Here is an 18,164-nt window from a genome sequence, read left to right on the forward strand (position 1 = left end):
CCGCCGTAGTTGAAGTAGGTCTTGTTGGCGAGGGCCGGGCAGAGGTCGCGAAACATTCGGTGTTCTCTTCAGTAGCCCAAGCTGCGGAGTCCGGGCCGGGGAGAGCCCATCCCAGATGCCGGCAGTCCGCCGCCGCCGCTGGGTGTCGGACGCGGTTGTTGCCTCGTTATCCAGACCAAGAGGCCAATGCCCACGATCAAGAGGATGAAACGGAAGGCCCGTCCGCTGGCTGTCATCCCATCAGCCTAGGCAGCCTGATCCCACTCCACGCCCGCGGTTTGTTGTCTGCGATGGAGGCGGAGGAGCCGGAAGCGCTCGCGGCTGCTGAACACCTGGTAGACGAGCTGCCCCTGCGTTCCCGGTGCGGGCTGGCAGTCCACCTCAGAGGGGAGAACCTCGGAGCGCAGCAGATCGCCGTTGTTGAACTGGTACCAGTAACTGCCCATGGCCCCGTTCCCGTTAGGGACGATCCAAGCCAAAGCCGCGGCGATGTCAAGGCCGATGGTTTCATCAGTATTTCTTCCCCTGGTCGACTCCTGACTTCTGCTGGATAAGGGGGAGGAGCCGACCCCGTTCGATGAAACCCTCCGGTCTTCTGGGACTGACGCTTGGCGTTCTGGTGGCGTGTTTCTTTGTGCCGTCGTTCGCTCAAGTGTTGGTGTTGACCCTGCTCTGTTACCTGGCCTATGCGCGTTTCAGCCGGGTTTAAGCGGGCAGCTTCAACACCGCGATATTCATCCCCACGCCAGCGCTGATGCCGATCAGGTTGGAGAGGCCCAGCACACCGCTGAGGACGGCCCAGGTGGCCCAGAAGGTCCAGGTGGCGGCCAGGCAGAAAAACAACAGCGAGATCAACAGCGCTGGGATCCGCAGGGGATGCCCCACCGTCAGAAAACGAGCCAGGAACTCCGAGACCTTCCGGTAGATCTTGAACATGCGGCGGTTGGCCTGGTCTTTTGGGTTTTAACGGTTGCTGTGGGGGCTTGCTAGCGCCTGCGTTGGAGGCGTTGCCTCAGCCACGGCAATAACAGGAAATCCATCAGCGCAAAGGTCAGCAGGCAGGGCAGGAAGCCGCGCTCGACGATGTGGCAGATCGGTCTGGTCGCATCAACCTGGCAAATCCACAACTTCCCGAGCCAATAGAGCGCAATCTTGATGGCGAAGTTGCGCCAGGAGCGAGCCGTTGGAGGTTGCATGGCGACCTAGGTGGGAGGCGTGATGCCCTGGGTGACGAAGTACACCGAGACGTACAAGCCAGCGAACACCAGTAAGAGTCCAATGACCACCAATCTCCCGTCCATGGCCGACCGTCCCCTGAGGGTTTGAACACTACTGGTGACAATCCCTTGTGGGCCGCCAACGTGCGAGCTCTAATGGCGCATCGGCATGCATTTGATGGACTTTGAGCCCACAACCGATGGTCTCGGTTACAAGGTTTGCCTGACCAAAGATGGCCATACGGCCTGCGCCTTTGTCAGCAGTGCGCATTTGATTGAAGACAAGCGCCGCCAGCTCGAGGCCTCGATCAAGGCCGATGCTGAGCGCAGCGCCCGCTAGGAGGATTTGCCTTCTTCGATCAGGTCCTTGAGCCAATGGGCCGCCACGGCCCTGGAGATCGAACGGCTGATCAGTAGGTCGCAGATCAATTCCCAGAGCGGTTCACGGCCGGTCTGGGCGTAGTCCTTGGCAAAGGCCAGGCGTTCCTGGGTGCTCCGGCAGGAACGCAGGGCATCGATCAGGCTTTCCCGCTGACTGGTTGAAAGCGTGTCTGCGGGCATGGCCTTGCGCTCGGGTCTAGAGGACCTGGCCCACCAGGACGGCTGCCAGGGCTGAGAACACCGTAATGCTGAGGGCGGTCAGGGGATTCTGTCCCTGGGCGACCGCGTAGCTGGTGATCACGCCGGCCCCAAGACCAGCAACCATCAGTTGTGTAGCCAGGGCGGGGCGTTGATCCATTGCCGCTTGGGTGCGTTCCGTGCAGCTTGGGCCTGTCTTCAAAAAGGGCGAGAGCGAACCGCGGACTTCTTTACCTGCAGTTGATCTTCTTTACCCGCCGCAATGTGTTGAAGCTGGGCGGGCCCTGCCGCTGCTGGCCCACTGTTGCAGTTGCTCCAATTGTTCACGGGCCGTGCGCGAGAGGGGTACGAGTTGTGCCGCGGCGCTGGTGAGGTCGGCCTCTGCGAATTCCCGGGATTCGCTGAAGGCCTGGTGCATCGCTTCAATCACCACCTGCTCGAGTTCTGCCCCAGAGAAACCCTGAGTGCGATCAACCACCACATCCAATGGAATGTGGTGTTGGGGACGTCGTCGGCGGAGTTGCAAATCGAGGATCGTTCGACGCTCTTGGGCATCGGGAAGATCCAAGAGGAAAATTTCATCGAACCGTCCCTTGCGCAGCAGCTCGGCGGGTAGCTTCTCCACCCCATTCGCCGTCGCCACCACGAAGACCGCCGTCGTTTTCTCTGCCATCCAGGTCAACAAACTCGCCAGTACCCGTTGGCTGGTGCCGCCATCGCTGCGGCCATCGGCACTGCCAAAGCCCTTGTCGATCTCATCAATCCAGAGCACGCACGGGGCCATGGCCTCGGCCCGTTGAATCATGTCCCTAGTGCGCGCTTCTGAGGCTCCCACCAGCCCGGCAAACAGCCGGCCGACATCCAAGCGGAGTAGCGGCATGCTCCAGCTGTGGGCAATGGCCTTGGCCGTCAGTGACTTGCCGGTGCCTTGGGGACCCACCAGTAGGACCCCGCGGGGAAGCGGCAGCCCGTAGCGGCGCGCCTCATCGCTGAAGGCCATGTGCCGTTGCTCGAGCCAGCGCTTCAGGGCATCCAACCCGCCGATATCAGCCGGTGTGGCTTCTGTTGGGCAGTACTCCAGCAGTTCGCTGCGGGCGATGGCCTGGCGCTTTTCTTCGAGCACCTCATCGAGGTCCGCGCTGCCGAGTTGTCCCCGACTGGCCAGGCCGCGGGCGGCGACCTGACGGATCCGCTGCTCACTGAGCCCGCTGCAGCTGTGGGTGAGGAGCTCCAGAAGATCGGCGCCGATGGCCTGGCCGCTGGCCTGGGCAATGTTTCCCAGCAGGGCCTGGATCTCCTGTTGGTTGGGCAGAGGAAGGTCCAGCAGGGTGATGCATTCCTCGAGCTCCCGCGGCAGCTGCCATTCCGCCGCGGTGATCACCAGGGTTTGCGGCCGTTGGCGCAGGCTTGAGGCCAGGTTGCGCAGCTTGCGGCAGATGCTGCTGTCGTCGGCGTAGCGGTGAAAGTCGTGCAGCACCAGCAGGGCTGGCTGCTCAGCGGGGAGGGCGCTGAGGCTCTCCAGGGCTGCCAACGGATTGCGCGCGGCTTCTCCGTCCCGGCCGGGCCAGCCCTTGAGCCCACTGATGAAATCCCAGCGGGCCAGCGCTCGCTGGTCGAGGCGCTTGGCGGCATCGCCCAAGAGGTTCGCGATCCTCTCCTCCTCCTGGCTGCGGATCCAGAGGATCGGCGTCCGGGCCCGGATCAAGAGATCAAGGTGATCCGCCCAGGCCTGGCTCATGGCTGCAGGTTCTTCAGGGCAGCCCAGCGGGGATCGACGGGCCCATCGCCCGGTTCTGTCTTCAGGTTGGGGCCAGGACACTCCGCGCCGCAGCGATTCACGACCGGCAGCTGGAGGTTGAGTTGCTCAAACACCCAGTGCTCTGGATCGAAATCCGCCCGGGGGTCCATGCTTTCGGTCAGTTCATCGGGATCGAGTTCCAGCACCTCGCTGCCGGCCTCCAGCACGGTCTCCAGATCCATCCCCTGCTCCCGGGCCTGCTCCCCCAGCCAAAGCACCTCGCGGGTTTGGAAGCTCAGGGGGTGGTTGAACTGCTGCAGGCAGCGGTCACAGCAGAGGGTGACGATGGTGTTGGCCTCGCCGTCCAGTTCGAGGACATTGCCGCGATGCACGGCGAGGAGTTGGCCTCGCACCGGGGTCAGGCTGTCGAGTTCGCCGAGCCGTTGGTCGATGGTCCAGTGCTTGCCCTGCTCCAGCAGCTTGAGCTCCTGGAGCGGAACGGGAGTGAGGGGGTCACCGGTCTGGAGACGGTCGCCCATGCCCTATTTCTTGCCCTTCGGTTCGAACGGCATGCGGCTGCTACCCGTGACCGTGGCGGTCACCGTTTTGGCTTCGGCAGCCAATTGCTGATCGAGGATCGACTGCAGGTTGTCGGGCAGCGCCTCGCGGGTCAGCAGGAAGGTCTGAACCGCCTGGAAGACGTTGGCGATCACCATGTAGAGCAGAACCCCGGCGGGCAGGGGGAAGAACAGGAACATCCCGGTGATCATCACGGGGGTGATCTTGTTGGCCGTGGCCTGTTGGGGATTGGCGGGCATGCCCATCCCCGAGAGGATCTGACTCAGGAAGAGGGTGACGCCGAAACCGCCCACAAGGATCGCGATATCCCAGTTGATGGCGCCATCGGTGTAGAAGCCAACCTGTCCCAGGGCTTTGATGAAGAGGAAGCCGCTGCGGGCAGCCAATCCAGGGATCTTGGCTTCGACCGTGACATCACCTGGGGCGATGGCATGGATCGCGCCGTTTTGGTCCACGCTGACCAGGCCTTCGCCCTTGGTCACAGACCAGGTGGGGGCAAAGGCGGAACCGTTCTCGACGCCGCTGAGGACGGAGGCAAAGCTGGCGCCATCCTTGGTGTGCAGGCTGACGGTCTCGGTGTCACCCACTCCGAGCTTGGTTCCCTTCTCCAAGCTGGCGATCACGGGAACGTGATCGGTGCTGGTCACAAAAATGGAGTGGCTTGCACTGTTGAAGGGCTTGGGTTCAACAGCAGCGATCTGATCAGCCGGCAGGACCTTCAGATTGAGGGTGTAGGGAACATCGGCAAACGGTGATCCACGCAGGGTTGCGAACAGCGCAAACAGGATCGGCATCTGCACCAGCAGTGGCAGGCAGCCGGAGAGGGGGCTGCCGAACTCCTTCATCAAGGAGCCCAGTTCCTCCTGTTGCTTTTGCGGGTTGTTGGCGTATTTGGCCTTGATCTCAGCCTGGCGCTTTTGCATCACCGGCTGGGCGATCCGCATGCGGCGGGCATTGCGAATCGAGCCGGCGCTCAAGGGGAAGAGAGCCAGGCGAATCACCACCGTGAGGGCAATGATCGCGAGCCCGTAGCTCGGTACCAATCCGTAGAAGAAATCCAGGATTGGCAGCAGCAGGTTGTCGGAGATGTATCCGATCACGGCGTCGCTAACGGTGGGGTTGGGAGGTGTGAGTCAGTGTCTCAGGCGGCGGCGTCGCCACCGAATCCGGCGGTGCCAGAGCTCTTGGCGGCGGGACCGGATTTCAGCCGTGCCTCGATGAAGGCTTGGGCCTCGCGGTAGCGGGGTACCGCGCGCATCTCCAACTTCATGCCATCGCTCAGGACGAGCACCATGTCACCCCAGAAGCCGAAGCCGCGGGAGACCGAACGAACCTCGCGAATCTGGCTGTAGACCACCTGGGTGCGGTCCCGGCCGAGCCAGCCGCCGGTGACTTCAACCCGGCGGCTGGTGATCCGGAAGCGCAGCCAGAGGGCGCGCACCAGGGCGCCCACGGCGAAGGGGATGCCGATCAGGGTGAGCCCGAACAGCAGGTTGGTGATCAGATCACCCTTGGCAGGCCCGCCTTCATAGAAGACCTCCTCATTGATGCTGGCCCCCGGGGCGACGGGAGCGGGTTGGGAGGCAGCGCTCATGGTCTCAGTCCTGCCTTGGCAAGGAGTTCGGAACATTCTCCCAGGAGGAGTTGCTCTTCCGTGTCCGCACTACCCGGTTTGAGCGAGATCAACAGCCAAATCCCCTCGCCTTGGTTCGCGATCAGTCGGCTGAGATGGCCATGCAGCAGACGACGCAACCGGTTGCGTTCCACGGAGCGTTTGCTGACCTTGCTGCTGACCACAACGCCCAGGCGGCAGCTCAAGGGGGTGTGGTCCCGTGGATCGGTTTTCAGCAGTTCGGGCTTGGCGGCCATGGTTCTGAGGACCATCCACTGGCCGTGGATCCGCCGACCCTTTTGGTAGATCCGATCAAACACAAAACGCCCCCTCAGCCTGTGTTCCCGAGAGAGCGCCATGGCTTGGGGCTACGCGGGGTTGGCTGAGGGGGCGTTGCTGCCCTCGCTCGTCGAGAGCAAGGGCTTCAGGGGATCAGACCGACAGACGGGCCCGGCCGCGCTTACGGCGGGAGCGGATCACGCGACGGCCGGTGTGGCTCCGCATGCGAACACGGAAACCGGACACCCGTTTGCGCTTACGGCTGGTTCCTTCAAGGGTGCGCTTGGTCATGGCTCCGGCTCGGCTGCGCCTTCAACGTCGATCGCCCAATTTATCAGCTGGGGTGACTCAGAAATCCGAGGTGGCGTCCACCTGGATCAGCCAGCTGCCCAGGTAACCCGAGATCGGCACGGCGCCTGGGGCCTGCGCCAGGGCGTTGAGCTGGAACATGCCTGCGCTGGGCGGATTGATCACCTGCATGTAGACGCCAATGGTCTTGCCGACGGGCACGGGGGTGTCCGGGAAGATCTCAATCGAGCGGCCATCGGTGGTGACCTCCACGGTCGCCGGAATGGTCTCTTCGCAGCGGGTGCGCTTGGTCATGCTGCCCGACTTCATGTAGCAGAGCTTGATCTTTTGCGGATCAATCGTTGTGTCGAAGCTCTGGGGAATCGAGATGGCCAGCTTCAAGATCGCGGTTTTGCGATCCTTCGGTTTGAGCAAAAAATAGTATTCAGCGCGCTGTTGACGAACGGTGTTCGTTGTGAAGTAGTAGAGCTTGCGGTAGTCCTTGGTGTTATCCCAGCGGAACTCCATGATGCTGGGCGTTCCCTGGGCCAGGGCTGCTTTGGGAGCCAGTCCAAGCTGGGCTCCGGCTAGTGCAGCTCCGCAGCCAAAGGCGGCGGCGAGCTTGATCGCTGTCTGTTTGAGGGACATTCGTTTCAAAGAGATCCGCTTGCGATTGATCATTGCGCCTGAAACTTGACCCGTTTGGCCCATTCTCAGGGGGGCAGGGGTTCAGGTCGGGGCCGGTGGGCGGCCAGGCAGCTGGCAGTTGTGACCAGATGCGACTGCCTTAGGAGGCGGCGAGGTCGGGCCTGAGCCGTGCGGCCTCCCGCAGATAGGCATGGCGAGCGGGTCGCTCGAGCCAGACGTGGGCCAGGAGGCGAATGCAGCGCTCCAGATCACCGGCCACGGCCATTTGCTGGCAGTCGAGCAGGGCGACCCCATCCCAGCCGGGCCGGTGCCGTGCGATGGCCGCCGGGAAGCAGGCGTCCAGATCCGCGGTGACCGAGAAGGTCAGCGAAAGAATCTGAGCGCCTTCGAGGTTGTTGCGCTCCACCAGAGCGTCGAGCAGCTCGTTAACCGCCTCCTGAATGGCTTCACGGCTGTTGGCCGTCGCGGTGGTGGCGCCCCTCAGGGCGCGGAGCGATTGCTCAGGGCTCATGGGCGATGCAGCCAAAGGGGTTGGCCGCTGCTGCTCAGCTCCAGCTTGAGCCACTGCAGGGCCAGGGAGATCTGGGACCGTCCAGGGATGACCCCGGCGAAGCGCTTTTTCTCCTGCCCAAAGGTGATGGGCTTGGTTTTCTCCAGGTCCAACTCGGCCAGTTCACAGGCCAGGCGCCGGGCCTGTTCTTCATCGCCCAGGGCATCGACGAGACCCAGCTCTTGGGCTTGGGCACCGCTGAAGACGCGTCCATCGGCAAAGCGACGGACCTCGTCTTCGCTGAGTCCCCGGCCTTCGGCGACGGCGCTGACGAACTGCCCGTAACTGGAGTCGATCAACTCCTGCAGCACCTGCCGCTCGCCACTGCTGAGGGCGCGATCCGGGGAGAGGATGTCCTTATAGATGCCGCTTTTGACGGTTTCAAATTGGATGCCGATCCGCTCGAGCAGGCGCGAGAGGTTGTTGCCCCGCAGGATCACACCGATGGAGCCGGTGATGGAGCCGGGGTTGGCGACGATCTTGTCGGCGGCCACACCGATGTAGACGCCACCGGAGGCGGAGATGTTGCCGAAGCTGGCAATCACCTTGCACTGCTTCTCCCGCAGGCGCAGCAGGGCCGCATGAATCTCCTGGCTGTCTCCCACGGTTCCGCCGGGGCTGTCGATGCGCAGCAGCAGGGCCGGGAATTCGCGTTTTTCGACCTCGCGCAGGGCCTTCAGCACCCGTTTGCGCGTGCCGGAGGCAATGGGCCCTTCAATGGCAATCCGCGCGAGTTTGCGGCGTGACTTGCGTCGCCAGGGCCAGGGCATCGAGTCGATCTGCAGTGGCTGGATCTTAAAAAGGAGCCTGTGGGCGATTGGAGCCGGTGAATCTGCGCTGGCTGGCCATGGTCCTCCCCTTCGCGCTTTGGGGAACCGCGATGGCGGCAATGCGGCCCCTGCTGGATGGGGCGGGCCCCCTGACCTTGGCTTGGATGCGGCTTCTGCCTGCGGGGCTGGTGGTCTTGCTGGCGGCCCAGGTCCTGGGTCGCTCCATGGCGGTCGATCGCCGCGATTGGTTCTGGTTTGCCCTGTTCGCCGTGGTGGATGCCACGGCCTTTCAGGGGTTGCTGGCGCGGGGCTTGGGCGGCACCGGCGCGGGCTTGGGCTCAGTCCTGATCGACTCCCAGCCGCTGCTGGTGGCCCTGCTGGCCCGCAGCCTGTTTGGCGAGGCGATCAATCCTGTGGGTTGGGTGGGCCTGCTGGTGGGCTTGCTCGGCATCCTCTGCCTCGGGCTGCCGGAATCCCTGCTGCGGCAGTGGTGGCTGATGGGCCCGGAGGTCTTCGGTGAGACCGCCTGGAGCCACGGTGAGCTCTGGATGTTGGCCGCGGCGTTGGCCATGGCCCTGGGGACGGTCTTGAGTCGCTATGCCTGCCGCCACAGCGATCCAGTGGCGGTCACCGGCTGGCACCTGGCCCTGGGGGCGCTGCCTCTTTTGGCGGGGGCAGCCTTGGAGCCGCTCTGGAACCCCGCAGCCCTGGGCCCCTGGCCGCAGTGGTCAGGCACCGGCTGGCTGCTGATGGCCTACGCCGCCCTCTTCGGCAGCGCCCTGGCCTACGGACTGTTCTTTTGGTTCGCCAACCATGGAGAGCTGACCAGTTTCACGGCGCTGACCTTTTTGACCCCCGTTTTCGCGCTGCTCTGCGGCGTGGCTCTGCTCGAGGAGAGCCTGAGTGCCTTGCAGTGGCTCGGCGCGGCCTTGGCCCTGTTGAGCGTGGTTTTGATCAACCGCCGCACCCAGTTGTGGCAACCGGACTCGATGGAGCAGGAGGTCACGCCATGAGCGCGCGCGCTTTGTCGATCCTGGTGGTGGCTCCTGCCCTGGGCCCGCTGGGCAGCGGCAAGGCGGGGGGCGTGGAGCTCACCTTGACCAGCTTGGTGAGTGGGCTGCTCGAGCGGGGCCATCAACTGACGGTCGTGGCGGCCGAGGGCTCCCGCTTGCCCCCGAGCTGCGATGGGGCCGCCCTGCTGGCTGAAGCAGGAGCGCCCCAGGAGAGTTGCCAGCACGCCCCAAGGGCTTCGGATGTGCTGATGCCAGCTGAGGGACTGCTGCCGCGGCTTTGGCAACGGGCCCTGCGGGAGCCCTGCGATCTGGTGCTGAACCTGGGCTACGACTGGCTCCCCTTTTGGCTGACCCCTCTGGTTGAGGTGCCGATCTTTCACCTGGTGAGCATGGGCTCGGTGAACCAAGCCATGGATGCGGCCATCGCCGAAGTGGCCCGCTGGGATCAACGCCGGCTGGCCTTCCACACCGCCACCCAGGCCGCTGATTTCGCCCTGCCGCAGCCCCCCGTTGTGGTCGGCAATGGCTTTGATCTCTCCGCCTATGACCTCTGCCTAGAACCCGAGTCCTTGTTGGGCTGGGTCGGCCGGGTGGCGCCTGAAAAAGGCTTGGAGGATGCGGCCGCCGCCGCGGCTCAGCTGGGGCAGCGCCTGGCCGTCTGGGGCCTGGTGGAGGACCCCGCTTACGCCCAGCGGGTTGAAGCCTCCGTTCCCTCGGGCACCCTGGATTGGCGGGGGTTTCTGCCCACGGCTGCCCTTCAGGCGCAATTGGGTCGCTGCCGGGCCTTGCTGAACACCCCGAAGTGGAATGAGGCCTACGGCAATGTTGTGGTCGAAGCCATGGCCTGCGGTGTGCCAGTTGTGGCCTACCGCCGGGGCGGACCTGGTGAATTGATTCAGCCCGGCCTCAATGGTTGGTTGGTGGAACCCGACCAGCCCCGCGCCTTGGCAGAGGCGCTGGAGAGGGTCGATCAGATCGATCGCCGTCAGTGCCGGCACTGGGTGGAGCGCCAGGCCTCCAGGGCCGTTCTGGCAGAACGGCTGGAGCAGTGGTTGGAAGCCGGCCTGATGGGGAAAGGGCGATAGGGTCGGGCCTGCTTCGATCCAGCAACGTGCGCAACCGCAAGCCCTGGTTGGTGCTGTTGCTGGTGGCGGTTGCCGGTCTGCTGCTGTTTGTTTGGCGGCTCGGCATGACGGGTCTGGTGGATGAGACCCCCCCGCTGTTTGCCGCGTCCGCCAAGGCCATGGCGGAGACCGGTGATTGGCTGACGCCGCGGGTCAACGGTTTGCCGCGCTACGACAAGCCGCCCCTGGTCTATTGGCTGATGGGGTTGGGCTATGCCCTGCCCGCTCAGGACCTCTGGAATCCCTTCGGCACCTGGGCCTCGCGGCTCCCATCAGCACTCAGTTCCATCGGTTTGATGCTGCTGATGGCCCTCACCCTGCTGCGCCGCCCCCAGGGCCAGCCTGATGGGGCCCAGCAGGCCGTCACGGCCATGGCGGCGGCCTTGGCCTTTGCCCTCTCGCCACTGGTCCTGCTCTGGAGCCGCATTTCGGTCAGTGATGCGCTCTTCAGTGGCTTGTTGTCGGCGGCACTGCTGCTGTTTTGGTGGCGCTACGCCGGCCTCTGCCGTTGGTGGGTTCCCTGGTTGGTGCTGGGTCTGGCCGTGCTGGCCAAGGGGCCCGTGGCGGTGGTCCTGGCGGGGCTGACTGCGCTGCTGTTTGCCCTGCTGCAGCGTGATCTCCCGGGTTTATGGGCCCTTTGGAGACCCTGGCGTGGCCTGGCCCTGACGGCGGCGGTGGCCTTGCCCTGGTACGTCCTTGAGCTGTTGGTGGAAGGGCAGCCCTACTGGGACAGCTTTTTCGGTTACCACAACCTTCAGCGCTTCACCGGCGTGGTCAACAACCACCTCCAGCCCTGGTGGTTTTTCTTCCCTGTGCTGGTGGTGGCATCGCTGCCCTTCACCCCCTTGCTGCTGGCTGGTCTGGTGGGGGCCCTGCGTCCCCAACCGGCCCCCCCCGAGCAGTCCCTGCAGCGCTTTGCGGCCTGCTGGCTGCTGGCGGTCTTTGTCTTTTTCACCGCAGCGGCCACCAAGCTCCCCAGCTACTGGATCCCCGCGACACCAGCCGCAGGGCTTTTGATTGCCTTGGCTGCGCAAAACCTGCGGCCGGGATGGCGCTCCGCGGTCCTAAGGGGGAGCACCTTGGCCCTGGTGGGGGTGCTGACGGCCGGTCTGGCCGCCGGGAACCTCTGGGTTCCCTTGATTAATGAGCCGGAGATGCCGACCTTGTCCTCGGCCCTGCTGGCCAGTGGAGCGCTGACGCGCGCCTCGCTCTGCTTTGGCGTGGGTGGGGTGGCGGCACTGCTGCTCTGGTGGGGCCCCTCCAGCGCCCGCAGGGGCTGGCTGCTGGTTCAGCAGTTGGGCATGGGGGCGTTTGTCGTGACCGCGCTGGTGCCCATGGTCGAGTTGGGGGACCGCCTACGTCAGCTCCCAATTCGCCGTATGGCCTCCCTGGCGCTGGAGCAGCAGCGGCCTCAGGAGCCCCTGGCGATGGTGGGCATCCTCAAACCGTCGCTGCACTACTACACCCAACAGGTGGTGGTCTACGAGGGGGTGCAGCCCAATGGCCCGCTGAACCTCAATGACCGTTTGGCCAAGGAACAGCGGCGCGGCCAGCAACCGTCTCCGGCGTCCCCAGGGGCCAGCGTTCTGGTGGTGATCGACGGCAATACCGCGACCTTGCCCCACTGGCGTGGGGTGCCGCACCAGCGCCTGGGAACGATCGGTCTCTACGAGCTTTGGCGAGTTCCCCGTCCAGCCCTGAACCAGTGGTCTAAGGACCTGGCGGAACGGGCGGGTTTGGCTCCGGATTGGCAGGAGCCCCGCCCCGAGCGCTACTGATCGGTCTCGCTGGGGGTGCCCATGGCGACCCCTTGATCCATCGTGTCCCGTTGGCAGAAGCTGCAGTGCCCCCAGCGCTGGAGTTCCCCGACGGGTGAGGGGCGTTTGCAGGTGGGACAGGACCCCATGCCAAAGACGTCCACACGGCTGGGATGCTGCGCCCAAATCTCCTCCTCAAGGCCACTGCCCGCTGGGGGCAAGGGCGTGCTTTGGTGCTGCTGGAACTGCAGGTCCTTGACCGCAAATCCAGCGCCACGCAAGGCGCCGAGCAGTTGGTGCTTGTTAAAGCGAAGGGCCTGGAGCCATTGGGGGTGCTGGGCTCCCACCACAAGTCGTCCGCCCTGCAGGCGCAGCGGCCGGCAGTGGGGTGCGAGCTGGGGGCCGGCGATCCGCGGCCATGCCTGCCAGAGCCCCGCCAAGCTCCCCTCGTCCTTCCACTCCTTCTGCAGGCTGCTCAGGGAGTCCCCCAGCCCTTGAATCGGTGGCCTGGGCGGCGGCACCAAGAGGTTCACGTCCCCTTGGCGTCGCGTTTGGTTGCGGGGGGCGATGCCCATGGGGAGACCCTAGGGGAATTGGCGCTGTGCAGGGCGGCCTGCGCTGGTTAGTCTCGGCCTCAGCTCTGCTTGCTCCATGGGCTTTTTTGATCGCCTCGGCCGGTTGGTTCGTGCCAACGCCAACGCAGCCCTGAGTGCGGCTGAAGATCCCGTCAAGATCCTCGACCAGTCGGTTGCGGACATGCAGGCCGATCTGGTGAAACTGCGCCAGGCCGTCGCCACGGCGATCGCCAGCCAGAAGCGGATTCAGAACCAGGCCGATCAGGCCGATGCCCAGGCCAAAACCTGGTACGAGCGTGCCGAGTTGGCCCTCAAAAAAGGCGAAGAGGACCTGGCCCGTGAGGCCCTGGGGCGCCGTAAGACCTGTCAGGACACCGCCACCGCACTGCAGGGCCAGCTGCAGAGCCAGTGCGGCCAGGTGGATCAGCTGAAGAAGAGCTTGGTGCAGCTCGAAAGCAAGATCGCCGAAGCCAAGACCAAAAAAGACATGCTCAAGGCGCGGGCCCAGGCGGCCAAAGCCCAGGAGCAGCTGCAGAGCGCAGTGGGCAGCCTCGGGACAAATTCCGCCATGGCTGCCTTCGAGAAGATGGAGGAGAAGGTCCAAGCCCTGGAGGCCCGCAGTCAGGCCGCCGCTGAACTGGCCGGTGCAGATCTGGAAAGCCAGTTCGCCGCCCTGGAGGGGGCACCTGAGGTCGATTCCGAGCTGGAGGCCCTGAAGGGCAAGCTCTCGGGTTCTTCCGATGCCCCGTCCCTGCCCGCCGGTGCTGAGGGGGTGCAGCCGGTCAAGGTGAGCGAGGTTGATACGGAGCTTGAAGAGCTCAGGCGTTCCATCGACAAGCTCTGAGCTCTCCATACAATCGCCAGACCCATGACAGCCGCCGTGTCCGTTCTTCAGCTCACCGATGCCAACTTCCAGGCCGAGGTGCTGGAGTGCTCGACCCCAGTGCTCGTCGACGTTTGGGCCACTTGGTGCGGCCCCTGCCGTCTGATGGCGCCGATGATGGATTGGGCGGCCCAGGAGTACGCCGGTCGTCTGACCGTGGGCAAGTTGGAGGCTGACCCCAACCCAGCGAGCCGCGATTTGATGCAGGTGCAGGGCCTGCCCGCTCTGGTGCTGTTTAAGGACGGCCAAGAGATCGCCCGCCACGAGGGCGCCATGGCGAAGCCCCAGCTCCAGGCTTTCTTGGATGCCCAGCTCTGATCCGTTCTCGATTTCCGAACGGGTTCGTGGGCTAGGTAGCGGCGTTTTTGCCCGCAATGACCAACGCAAGGTGGCCTATCGGGCCCGGTCAGAGGCCGGGCTGGCCCCCCTACTTGACCTGTCCTTGGGGTCAACCGATCTCCAACCACCGCCGGTGGCGATCGAGGCCATCCGCCAACGCCTAGGCCATCCCGACAGCGCTTCCTACTGCCTGCACGGCGCGACGGCCCCGCTCCGGGAAGCCGTCGCGGCCTGGGCCGAGCGGCGCTTTGGGGTGGCGGTGGACCCCGCCAGCGAGGTCCTGTTCCTGGTGGGATCCCAGGAAGGCACCGCCCACCTGCCCTTGGCGGTGCTCAATCCCGGCGATTCCGCGCTCCTGCTGGATCCCTTCTATCCCTCCCACCTGGGGGGGCTGCGCTTGGCATCAGCGCAGCCGCGCTTCCTGCGTCTGGAGCGGGAGCGGGGCTTTGCCCCCAACTTTGATCAGCTGAGCGCTGCGGAGTGGGATGCGCTCAAGTTGATGGTCCTGGGCTTTCCCCACAACCCAACGGCCACCACGGGAGAGCAGGGCTGGGTGGATGAAGCGGCCGCGCGGGCCGTTCGCCATGGCCTGGTCTTCGCCCACGACAACCCCTATGTCGATTTGGCCCTCGAGGGGGAGGCTCCGTCTCTGCTGCGCTCCCCCCATTGGCGCCAGTGCGGCATTGAGTTTTTCTCCTTCTCCAAAGGTTGGTGTCTGGGTGGATTCCGGATGGCCTTTGCGATTGGTGCTGCACCCTTGATCCAGGCCCTGCGCCAGCTCAAGGGGGTGGTGGATTTCAACCAGTCCTTAGCGCTGCAGGCGGGGGGGATTGCGGCCCTCGAGCAGGCGCCCGATTGGCCCGAGCAGCTCAAACCGGTGTACCGGGAGCGTCGCGACCGCATGATCGCGGCGTTGACGGCGGCCGGTTGGCCCGTGCAGCGCCCGTCGATGGCGCTCTACCTCTGGCTGGCCTTGCCTGAGCAGGCCCGCCAGCGCGGTTGGACCTCCGAGCAGTTCTGCGGCCAGTTGCTGGAGGCGACAGGCGTCTGCCTGACCCCCGGGAACGGCTTCGGGGAGGGGGGCGAGGGGTTCGCGCGCTTGGCCTTGGTCCATGACACGGCGGCCCTGGAGGCCGGCGCCCAGCGCATGGGGGCATGGCTGAGCAGCCTTTAAGCGCCGCGGCTCTGGCGCGGCAGTTGCGCCAAACCCCAGGGGACTATCCGCTGCCTTGGCGGATTCAGGTGCGGCCGATCTGCGCGAGCACGGAACGGGAGCTGGATCAGTGGCTCCGGCGTGATCCCATGGCTTCAGCCGCCCGCGTGGTGCTGGCTCGTCGCCAGGGATTTGGCCAGGGCCAGCAGGGACGCTCTTGGTCTTCTCCCGCCGGTGGGATCTGGTTGAGTGCCGCCTTGCCCTGGCCTTGCGAGGGGGATCGAGCGGCCTCCCTGGCCCTGGCGGTGGCCGTCGGTTTGGCCCTGCAGTTGGAGGGGCTGGGCTTGGCGCCGGCGATCAAATGGCCGAACGATCTGTTGGTCTCGGGCCGCAAGCTCTGTGGATTTTTGCCGCGCCTGGCCTGGCGTTCCGGCGCCGTTCGCCACGCCCGCATTGGTTTGGGCCTCAATGGCTCCAATGCCGTACCGATGGGGGCGATCAGCCTGGGACAACTGCTGGGCAGGCAGCAGCCGGCTGCCTTGGGGGCGCGCGTGCTGCGGGCCTTGGAATGGGCCGTGGCCGCGGCGGACCAGCCCGAGCTGGTGCGGCGGCAGGCCGAGCAACGCCTCTGGGACCCCGGTGGCGTTGAGCATGACGGCCAGCACTGGACGATCACGGGCCTCAGCCAGGACGGTGGCTTGCAGCTGCAGAACGGGTCCGGTTCGCTGGTGCTCAGGCGCCGTTTCTAGGGCTTCCTAGGATGCGGATGTGATGCGCCCTCCACGGCTCCGTTGGCTGCTGTTGACGCCGGTGCTTCTGGCTGGACCGGTTGCGTCTGAGCCCAGTGGACCATTGGAGCCGCCGCCCCTGCCGGCGCAGCAGGCGCCCCTGCGTCCCTCCCTGCCGCAGCTTCAGGCGCTGCCGCCGCCGAAGCGGTTTGATCAGTCCCTGGATGCGCTGGTGCGCCAGGGCATCGTCACCCCCTCGGAGCGTCGGGCCCTGCGGGGGGGCGGAGGGGAGCTCCGGCCCCTGGATGTGGGGGCCTTTCAACAGGCCTGTCGCAGCGGTGCGCTCTCCGCCCGTGAATGCAGCGGTGGCATCGCCTTGCGCTGGGGTCTGCGGCGTGAGGGGTCCCGGCGTCCTCCCCTGTCGGTTCCGGTGTCGGCCTTGCTGGGCGGCCGCTTTGACCTCGCGAAGGTGTTTCGGGTGACGCCTCGGCCGGCACCGGTGGCGGGTAATGGCAACCGCCGGTTGCTGCTGCCGATCATTGGTTCGGCCTTCAAGTCCAGCGGTTTTGGCTGGCGTTTGCATCCCCTGCTTGGGGGCTGGCGTCTTCATGCCGGAGATGACCTGGCGGCCCCGGAGGGCACCCCGGTGGTGGCGGCGTTGGCCGGTCGGGTGGTGAGCAGTGGCTTGGCCGGTGGCTATGGCCTGGCGGTGGAGGTGGAGCACCAACGGCCGCGCCGCCGCAGCCTTTACGGCCACCTCTCCGAGCTCTATGTCCGCGCCGGTGATCGGGTGCTGCAGGGGGAGGTGCTCGGCCGGGTGGGCAGCACCGGCTTGAGCACAGGGCCCCACCTGCATTTCGAGCTGCGTCAACCGGTTTCCGGTGGCTGGGTGGCCGTTGATCCGGGGGAGTTCGATCCCGGTTCAGCCCTGCGCGGCAGCGATGCGGTGGCCCTGTTGATGGGGCAACTGATCAGCAGCCTGGAGCGACCTGGGGGCTAGGGCTGGGATCCAGCGCCTGCACTCACCAGACGTCCATCGTGGAAGTGCACGACCCGCTGGGCCCGCGCCGCCACCTCGTGTTCGTGGGTCACCAGCAGGATGGTCACCCCCTCCCGCTGGTGCAGTTCATCAAACAGATCCAGGACCTCGGAGGTGGTGCGGGAATCGAGGGCCCCGGTGGGTTCGTCCGCCAGCAGCAGGTTGGGTTGGTTGATGATCGCCCGGGCGAGGGCGACACGCTGCTGTTGTCCGCCGGAGAGCTGGTTGGGTTTGTTGTAGAGGCGCTCGCCAAGGCCGATCCGCTCAAGGGCACGGATGCCCCGCTGCTCACGCTCCTCAGCCGGAACGCCCGCATAGACCATGGGCAACATCACGTTCTCCAGGGCCGTCAGCTCCTGGAGCAGGTGAAATTGCTGGAAGACAAAGCCCAGTTCGCGGTTCCTGAGGTCGGCGAGTTGATCGTCGGAGAGTTGCTCAACGGCGGTGCCGTTGAGGCGATAGCTGCCGCTGGTGGGCCGATCGAGGCAGCCCAGGATGTTCATTGCGGTGCTCTTGCCTGAGCCCGAGGTGCCCATGACGGCGACGTACTCACCGCGTCGCACGCTCATGCTCAGGTCATCGAGGGCAATGACTGTGGTGTCACCGCTGCCGTAGGTCTTGCGAATGTGCTCGAGTTCGGCAACGACGGGCCCGGTGCCGCTTGCCATCAACCCACAGGCAGGCCCGCGGCCGAAGCGAGGGCTTTCTGAAGCATCGGGGTGCCGGAGACCGCACCACTGGCCCAGGTGAACAGCGGGTTGGACAGGATGCCGCCCACGGCCGTGACCACGACACAGGACACCAGGGCGGCCCGAAGGGGCTGCAGTCCAGCAAGGTTCCAGTTGAGGTCTGGGTAGGCCTTGACCACCTCAGAGGCCTCTTGGGGCTCCTTGACCACCATCATCTTGATCACCGAGATGTAGTAGTAGATCGAGACCACGGAGGTCAGTAGGCCGACCACGACCAGCAGGTACTGGTGGTCTGCCCAACCGGCGAAGAAGAGATAGATCTTGCCGAAGAAGCCCAGCATCGGAGGGATGCCACCGAGGGAGAGCAGGCAGAGGCTCAGGCCCAGGGTGATCAGTGGATCCTTCTGGTAGAGACCGGCGTAGTCGCTGATTCGATCACTGCCCGTGCGCAGGGAGAACAGGATGATGCAAGCGAAGGCCCCCAGGTTCATGAACAGGTAGGCGGCCATGTAGAGAACCATTGCCGCGTAACCGTCTTCGGTTCCGCAGACCAGGCCGATCATCACGAAGCCGGCCTGACCGATGGAGCTGTAGGCCAGCATCC

General features: G+C 65.2%; 27 protein-coding genes. 9 read left to right on the forward strand and 18 right to left on the reverse strand.

Annotation, left to right across the window (positions count from 1 at the left end; translation table 11 throughout):
• Positions 1-68 precede the first annotated feature (68 nt).
• The 4 genes from QZ189_RS07040 to QZ189_RS07055 form a co-directional block, all read right to left on the reverse strand.
• Complete coding sequence (locus QZ189_RS07040; RefSeq protein ID WP_247479304.1) at positions 69-236, reverse strand: hypothetical protein; 168 nt, start codon at positions 234-236, stop codon at positions 69-71.
• 9 nt (positions 237-245) lie between these two features.
• A complete protein-coding gene (locus tag QZ189_RS07045) occupies positions 246-446 on the reverse strand; it encodes a hypothetical protein (protein ID WP_296416179.1) in 201 nt (66 codons plus the stop codon).
• A 259-nt stretch (positions 447-705) separates the two neighbouring features.
• Complete coding sequence (locus QZ189_RS07050; RefSeq protein WP_010318088.1) at positions 706-936, reverse strand: hypothetical protein; 231 nt, start codon at positions 934-936, stop codon at positions 706-708.
• Between the two features lie 50 nt (positions 937-986).
• On the reverse strand, positions 987-1,196 hold the full coding sequence (locus tag QZ189_RS07055) for a hypothetical protein (protein ID WP_010318087.1): 210 nt from the start codon (positions 1,194-1,196) through the stop codon (positions 987-989).
• A 199-nt stretch (positions 1,197-1,395) separates the two neighbouring features.
• On the opposite strand from QZ189_RS07055, the gene QZ189_RS07060 reads away from it, so the two are divergent.
• Positions 1,396-1,557, forward strand: a complete 162-nt coding sequence (locus tag QZ189_RS07060; protein ID WP_296416178.1) for a hypothetical protein — start codon at positions 1,396-1,398, stop codon at positions 1,555-1,557.
• On the opposite strand, the gene QZ189_RS07065 is transcribed toward QZ189_RS07060, so the two are convergent.
• The 11 genes from QZ189_RS07065 to sppA all read right to left on the reverse strand — a co-directional run bounded on the left by QZ189_RS07065 (position 1,554) and on the right by sppA (position 8,260).
• The gene (locus QZ189_RS07065) at positions 1,554-1,778 is read right to left on the reverse strand and encodes an RNA recognition motif-containing protein (protein ID WP_247479301.1); all 225 of its coding nucleotides are present in this window, start codon (positions 1,776-1,778) and stop codon (positions 1,554-1,556) included. The two genes, QZ189_RS07060 and QZ189_RS07065, sit on opposite strands and share 4 nt — an antisense overlap.
• A 16-nt stretch (positions 1,779-1,794) precedes the next feature.
• Positions 1,795-1,956 (reverse strand): hypothetical protein, encoded by a 162-nt coding sequence (locus QZ189_RS07070; RefSeq protein WP_010318083.1) that lies wholly within the window; start codon positions 1,954-1,956, stop codon positions 1,795-1,797.
• A 90-nt stretch (positions 1,957-2,046) separates the two neighbouring features.
• A complete protein-coding gene (locus QZ189_RS07075; protein ID WP_010318082.1) occupies positions 2,047-3,534 on the reverse strand; it encodes an AAA family ATPase in 1,488 nt (495 codons plus the stop codon).
• The gene (locus QZ189_RS07080) at positions 3,531-4,073 is read right to left on the reverse strand and encodes a DUF177 domain-containing protein (RefSeq protein WP_010318080.1); all 543 of its coding nucleotides are present in this window, start codon (positions 4,071-4,073) and stop codon (positions 3,531-3,533) included. The genes QZ189_RS07075 and QZ189_RS07080 overlap by 4 nt, the downstream gene beginning before the upstream one ends.
• Before the next feature lie 3 nt (positions 4,074-4,076).
• The gene (yidC, locus tag QZ189_RS07085) at positions 4,077-5,213 is read right to left on the reverse strand and encodes a membrane protein insertase YidC (protein ID WP_010318079.1); all 1,137 of its coding nucleotides are present in this window, start codon (positions 5,211-5,213) and stop codon (positions 4,077-4,079) included.
• Positions 5,214-5,254: 41 nt separating this feature from the next.
• Entirely contained in the window at positions 5,255-5,707 is a 453-nt protein-coding gene (locus tag QZ189_RS07090; protein WP_247479299.1) for a PH domain-containing protein, read from the reverse strand.
• Positions 5,704-6,084 carry a ribonuclease P protein component gene (gene rnpA / locus QZ189_RS07095; RefSeq protein WP_296416176.1) on the reverse strand — a complete coding sequence of 127 codons (381 nt, stop codon included), beginning with the start codon at positions 6,082-6,084 and terminating at the stop codon, positions 5,704-5,706. Before rnpA ends, QZ189_RS07090 begins: the two co-directional genes overlap by 4 nt.
• Before the next feature lie 73 nt (positions 6,085-6,157).
• Entirely contained in the window at positions 6,158-6,295 is a 138-nt protein-coding gene (gene rpmH, locus QZ189_RS07100) for a 50S ribosomal protein L34 (protein WP_071778002.1), read from the reverse strand.
• Between the two features lie 57 nt (positions 6,296-6,352).
• Positions 6,353-6,940 (reverse strand): DUF2808 domain-containing protein, encoded by a 588-nt coding sequence (locus QZ189_RS07105; RefSeq protein WP_296416175.1) that lies wholly within the window; start codon positions 6,938-6,940, stop codon positions 6,353-6,355.
• A 139-nt stretch (positions 6,941-7,079) separates the two neighbouring features.
• Complete coding sequence (gene aroH, locus QZ189_RS07110; RefSeq protein ID WP_010318074.1) at positions 7,080-7,451, reverse strand: chorismate mutase; 372 nt, start codon at positions 7,449-7,451, stop codon at positions 7,080-7,082.
• Positions 7,448-8,260: a signal peptide peptidase SppA gene (gene sppA, locus QZ189_RS07115; RefSeq protein WP_010318073.1), complete on the reverse strand. Its 813-nt coding sequence runs from the start codon at positions 8,258-8,260 to the stop codon at positions 7,448-7,450. Before sppA ends, aroH begins: the two co-directional genes overlap by 4 nt.
• A 77-nt stretch (positions 8,261-8,337) precedes the next feature.
• On the opposite strand from sppA, the gene QZ189_RS07120 reads away from it, so the two are divergent.
• From QZ189_RS07120 to QZ189_RS07130, 3 genes are read left to right on the forward strand one after another with little or no spacing between them, the layout of a single operon-like run.
• Positions 8,338-9,273 carry a DMT family transporter gene (locus tag QZ189_RS07120; RefSeq protein WP_296416185.1) on the forward strand — a complete coding sequence of 312 codons (936 nt, stop codon included), beginning with the start codon at positions 8,338-8,340 and terminating at the stop codon, positions 9,271-9,273.
• A complete protein-coding gene (locus tag QZ189_RS07125; RefSeq protein ID WP_296417618.1) occupies positions 9,270-10,358 on the forward strand; it encodes a glycosyltransferase family 4 protein in 1,089 nt (362 codons plus the stop codon). The genes QZ189_RS07120 and QZ189_RS07125 overlap by 4 nt, the downstream gene beginning before the upstream one ends.
• 26 nt (positions 10,359-10,384) lie before the next feature.
• Positions 10,385-12,175, forward strand: a complete 1,791-nt coding sequence (locus tag QZ189_RS07130; RefSeq protein ID WP_296416173.1) for a glycosyltransferase family 39 protein — start codon at positions 10,385-10,387, stop codon at positions 12,173-12,175.
• Here QZ189_RS07130 and QZ189_RS07135 read toward each other — a convergent pair.
• Positions 12,169-12,729: a DUF721 domain-containing protein gene (locus QZ189_RS07135; RefSeq protein WP_010318068.1), complete on the reverse strand. Its 561-nt coding sequence runs from the start codon at positions 12,727-12,729 to the stop codon at positions 12,169-12,171. The genes QZ189_RS07130 and QZ189_RS07135 overlap by 7 nt on opposite strands.
• Positions 12,730-12,805: 76 nt before the next feature.
• On the opposite strand from QZ189_RS07135, the gene QZ189_RS07140 reads away from it, so the two are divergent.
• From QZ189_RS07140 to QZ189_RS07160, 5 genes are read left to right on the forward strand one after another with little or no spacing between them, the layout of a single operon-like run.
• A complete protein-coding gene (locus QZ189_RS07140; protein ID WP_296416171.1) occupies positions 12,806-13,573 on the forward strand; it encodes a PspA/IM30 family protein in 768 nt (255 codons plus the stop codon).
• A gap of 24 nt (positions 13,574-13,597) precedes the next feature.
• Positions 13,598-13,930 (forward strand): thioredoxin domain-containing protein, encoded by a 333-nt coding sequence (locus QZ189_RS07145; RefSeq protein WP_010318066.1) that lies wholly within the window; start codon positions 13,598-13,600, stop codon positions 13,928-13,930.
• Positions 13,917-15,125: an aminotransferase class I/II-fold pyridoxal phosphate-dependent enzyme gene (locus QZ189_RS07150; protein ID WP_296421404.1), complete on the forward strand. Its 1,209-nt coding sequence runs from the start codon at positions 13,917-13,919 to the stop codon at positions 15,123-15,125. Before QZ189_RS07145 ends, QZ189_RS07150 begins: the two co-directional genes overlap by 14 nt.
• Positions 15,107-15,853 carry a biotin--[acetyl-CoA-carboxylase] ligase gene (locus tag QZ189_RS07155; RefSeq protein ID WP_296416169.1) on the forward strand — a complete coding sequence of 249 codons (747 nt, stop codon included), beginning with the start codon at positions 15,107-15,109 and terminating at the stop codon, positions 15,851-15,853. The genes QZ189_RS07150 and QZ189_RS07155 overlap by 19 nt, the downstream gene beginning before the upstream one ends.
• A 19-nt stretch (positions 15,854-15,872) precedes the next feature.
• Positions 15,873-16,832, forward strand: coding sequence for a M23 family metallopeptidase (locus tag QZ189_RS07160; RefSeq protein WP_247479283.1), 960 nt, complete (start codon positions 15,873-15,875; stop codon positions 16,830-16,832).
• Here the strand turns inward: QZ189_RS07160 and QZ189_RS07165 are convergent.
• Together QZ189_RS07165 and QZ189_RS07170 are read right to left on the reverse strand one after the other, a co-directional pair.
• Positions 16,829-17,539, reverse strand: coding sequence for an ABC transporter ATP-binding protein (locus QZ189_RS07165; protein WP_010318062.1), 711 nt, complete (start codon positions 17,537-17,539; stop codon positions 16,829-16,831). The genes QZ189_RS07160 and QZ189_RS07165 overlap by 4 nt on opposite strands.
• On the reverse strand, positions 17,539-18,164 hold a 626-nt coding region (locus tag QZ189_RS07170), incomplete at its 5' end, for a proton-conducting transporter membrane subunit (RefSeq protein WP_296421405.1). The genes QZ189_RS07165 and QZ189_RS07170, both read right to left, overlap by 1 nt.

The sequence above is a fragment of the Vulcanococcus sp. CPBay_Sum15L08_68 genome (assembly GCF_017855895.1).
Classification (GTDB): domain Bacteria; phylum Cyanobacteriota; class Cyanobacteriia; order PCC-6307; family Cyanobiaceae; genus Vulcanococcus.

What these genes read in the sequence shown, in the direction of transcription:
- QZ189_RS07080 (WP_010318080.1), bottom strand. Translation starts at nt 4,073, where the DNA reads ATGGGCGACCGTCTCCAGACCGGTGACCCCCTCACTCCCGTTCCGCTC.
- QZ189_RS07090 (WP_247479299.1), bottom strand. Translation starts at nt 5,707, where the DNA reads ATGAGCGCTGCCTCCCAACCCGCTCCCGTCGCCCCGGGGGCCAGCATC.
- QZ189_RS07050 (WP_010318088.1), bottom strand. Translation starts at nt 936, where the DNA reads ATGTTCAAGATCTACCGGAAGGTCTCGGAGTTCCTGGCTCGTTTTCTG.
- QZ189_RS07040 (WP_247479304.1), bottom strand. Translation starts at nt 236, where the DNA reads ATGACAGCCAGCGGACGGGCCTTCCGTTTCATCCTCTTGATCGTGGGC.
- rnpA (WP_296416176.1), bottom strand. Translation starts at nt 6,084, where the DNA reads ATGGCGCTCTCTCGGGAACACAGGCTGAGGGGGCGTTTTGTGTTTGAT.
- rpmH (WP_071778002.1), bottom strand. Translation starts at nt 6,295, where the DNA reads ATGACCAAGCGCACCCTTGAAGGAACCAGCCGTAAGCGCAAACGGGTG.
- sppA (WP_010318073.1), bottom strand. Translation starts at nt 8,260, where the DNA reads ATGCCCTGGCCCTGGCGACGCAAGTCACGCCGCAAACTCGCGCGGATT.
- aroH (WP_010318074.1), bottom strand. Translation starts at nt 7,451, where the DNA reads ATGAGCCCTGAGCAATCGCTCCGCGCCCTGAGGGGCGCCACCACCGCG.
- QZ189_RS07165 (WP_010318062.1), bottom strand. Translation starts at nt 17,539, where the DNA reads ATGGCAAGCGGCACCGGGCCCGTCGTTGCCGAACTCGAGCACATTCGC.
- QZ189_RS07140 (WP_296416171.1), top strand. Translation starts at nt 12,806, where the DNA reads ATGGGCTTTTTTGATCGCCTCGGCCGGTTGGTTCGTGCCAACGCCAAC.
- QZ189_RS07070 (WP_010318083.1), bottom strand. Translation starts at nt 1,956, where the DNA reads ATGGATCAACGCCCCGCCCTGGCTACACAACTGATGGTTGCTGGTCTT.
- QZ189_RS07105 (WP_296416175.1), bottom strand. Translation starts at nt 6,940, where the DNA reads ATGTCCCTCAAACAGACAGCGATCAAGCTCGCCGCCGCCTTTGGCTGC.
- QZ189_RS07155 (WP_296416169.1), top strand. Translation starts at nt 15,107, where the DNA reads ATGGCTGAGCAGCCTTTAAGCGCCGCGGCTCTGGCGCGGCAGTTGCGC.
- QZ189_RS07150 (WP_296421404.1), top strand. Translation starts at nt 13,917, where the DNA reads ATGCCCAGCTCTGATCCGTTCTCGATTTCCGAACGGGTTCGTGGGCTA.
- QZ189_RS07055 (WP_010318087.1), bottom strand. Translation starts at nt 1,196, where the DNA reads ATGCAACCTCCAACGGCTCGCTCCTGGCGCAACTTCGCCATCAAGATT.
- QZ189_RS07060 (WP_296416178.1), top strand. Translation starts at nt 1,396, where the DNA reads ATGGACTTTGAGCCCACAACCGATGGTCTCGGTTACAAGGTTTGCCTG.
- QZ189_RS07125 (WP_296417618.1), top strand. Translation starts at nt 9,270, where the DNA reads ATGAGCGCGCGCGCTTTGTCGATCCTGGTGGTGGCTCCTGCCCTGGGC.
- QZ189_RS07120 (WP_296416185.1), top strand. Translation starts at nt 8,338, where the DNA reads ATGGTCCTCCCCTTCGCGCTTTGGGGAACCGCGATGGCGGCAATGCGG.
- QZ189_RS07145 (WP_010318066.1), top strand. Translation starts at nt 13,598, where the DNA reads ATGACAGCCGCCGTGTCCGTTCTTCAGCTCACCGATGCCAACTTCCAG.
- QZ189_RS07065 (WP_247479301.1), bottom strand. Translation starts at nt 1,778, where the DNA reads ATGCCCGCAGACACGCTTTCAACCAGTCAGCGGGAAAGCCTGATCGAT.
- QZ189_RS07045 (WP_296416179.1), bottom strand. Translation starts at nt 446, where the DNA reads ATGGGCAGTTACTGGTACCAGTTCAACAACGGCGATCTGCTGCGCTCC.
- QZ189_RS07135 (WP_010318068.1), bottom strand. Translation starts at nt 12,729, where the DNA reads ATGGGCATCGCCCCCCGCAACCAAACGCGACGCCAAGGGGACGTGAAC.
- QZ189_RS07075 (WP_010318082.1), bottom strand. Translation starts at nt 3,534, where the DNA reads ATGAGCCAGGCCTGGGCGGATCACCTTGATCTCTTGATCCGGGCCCGG.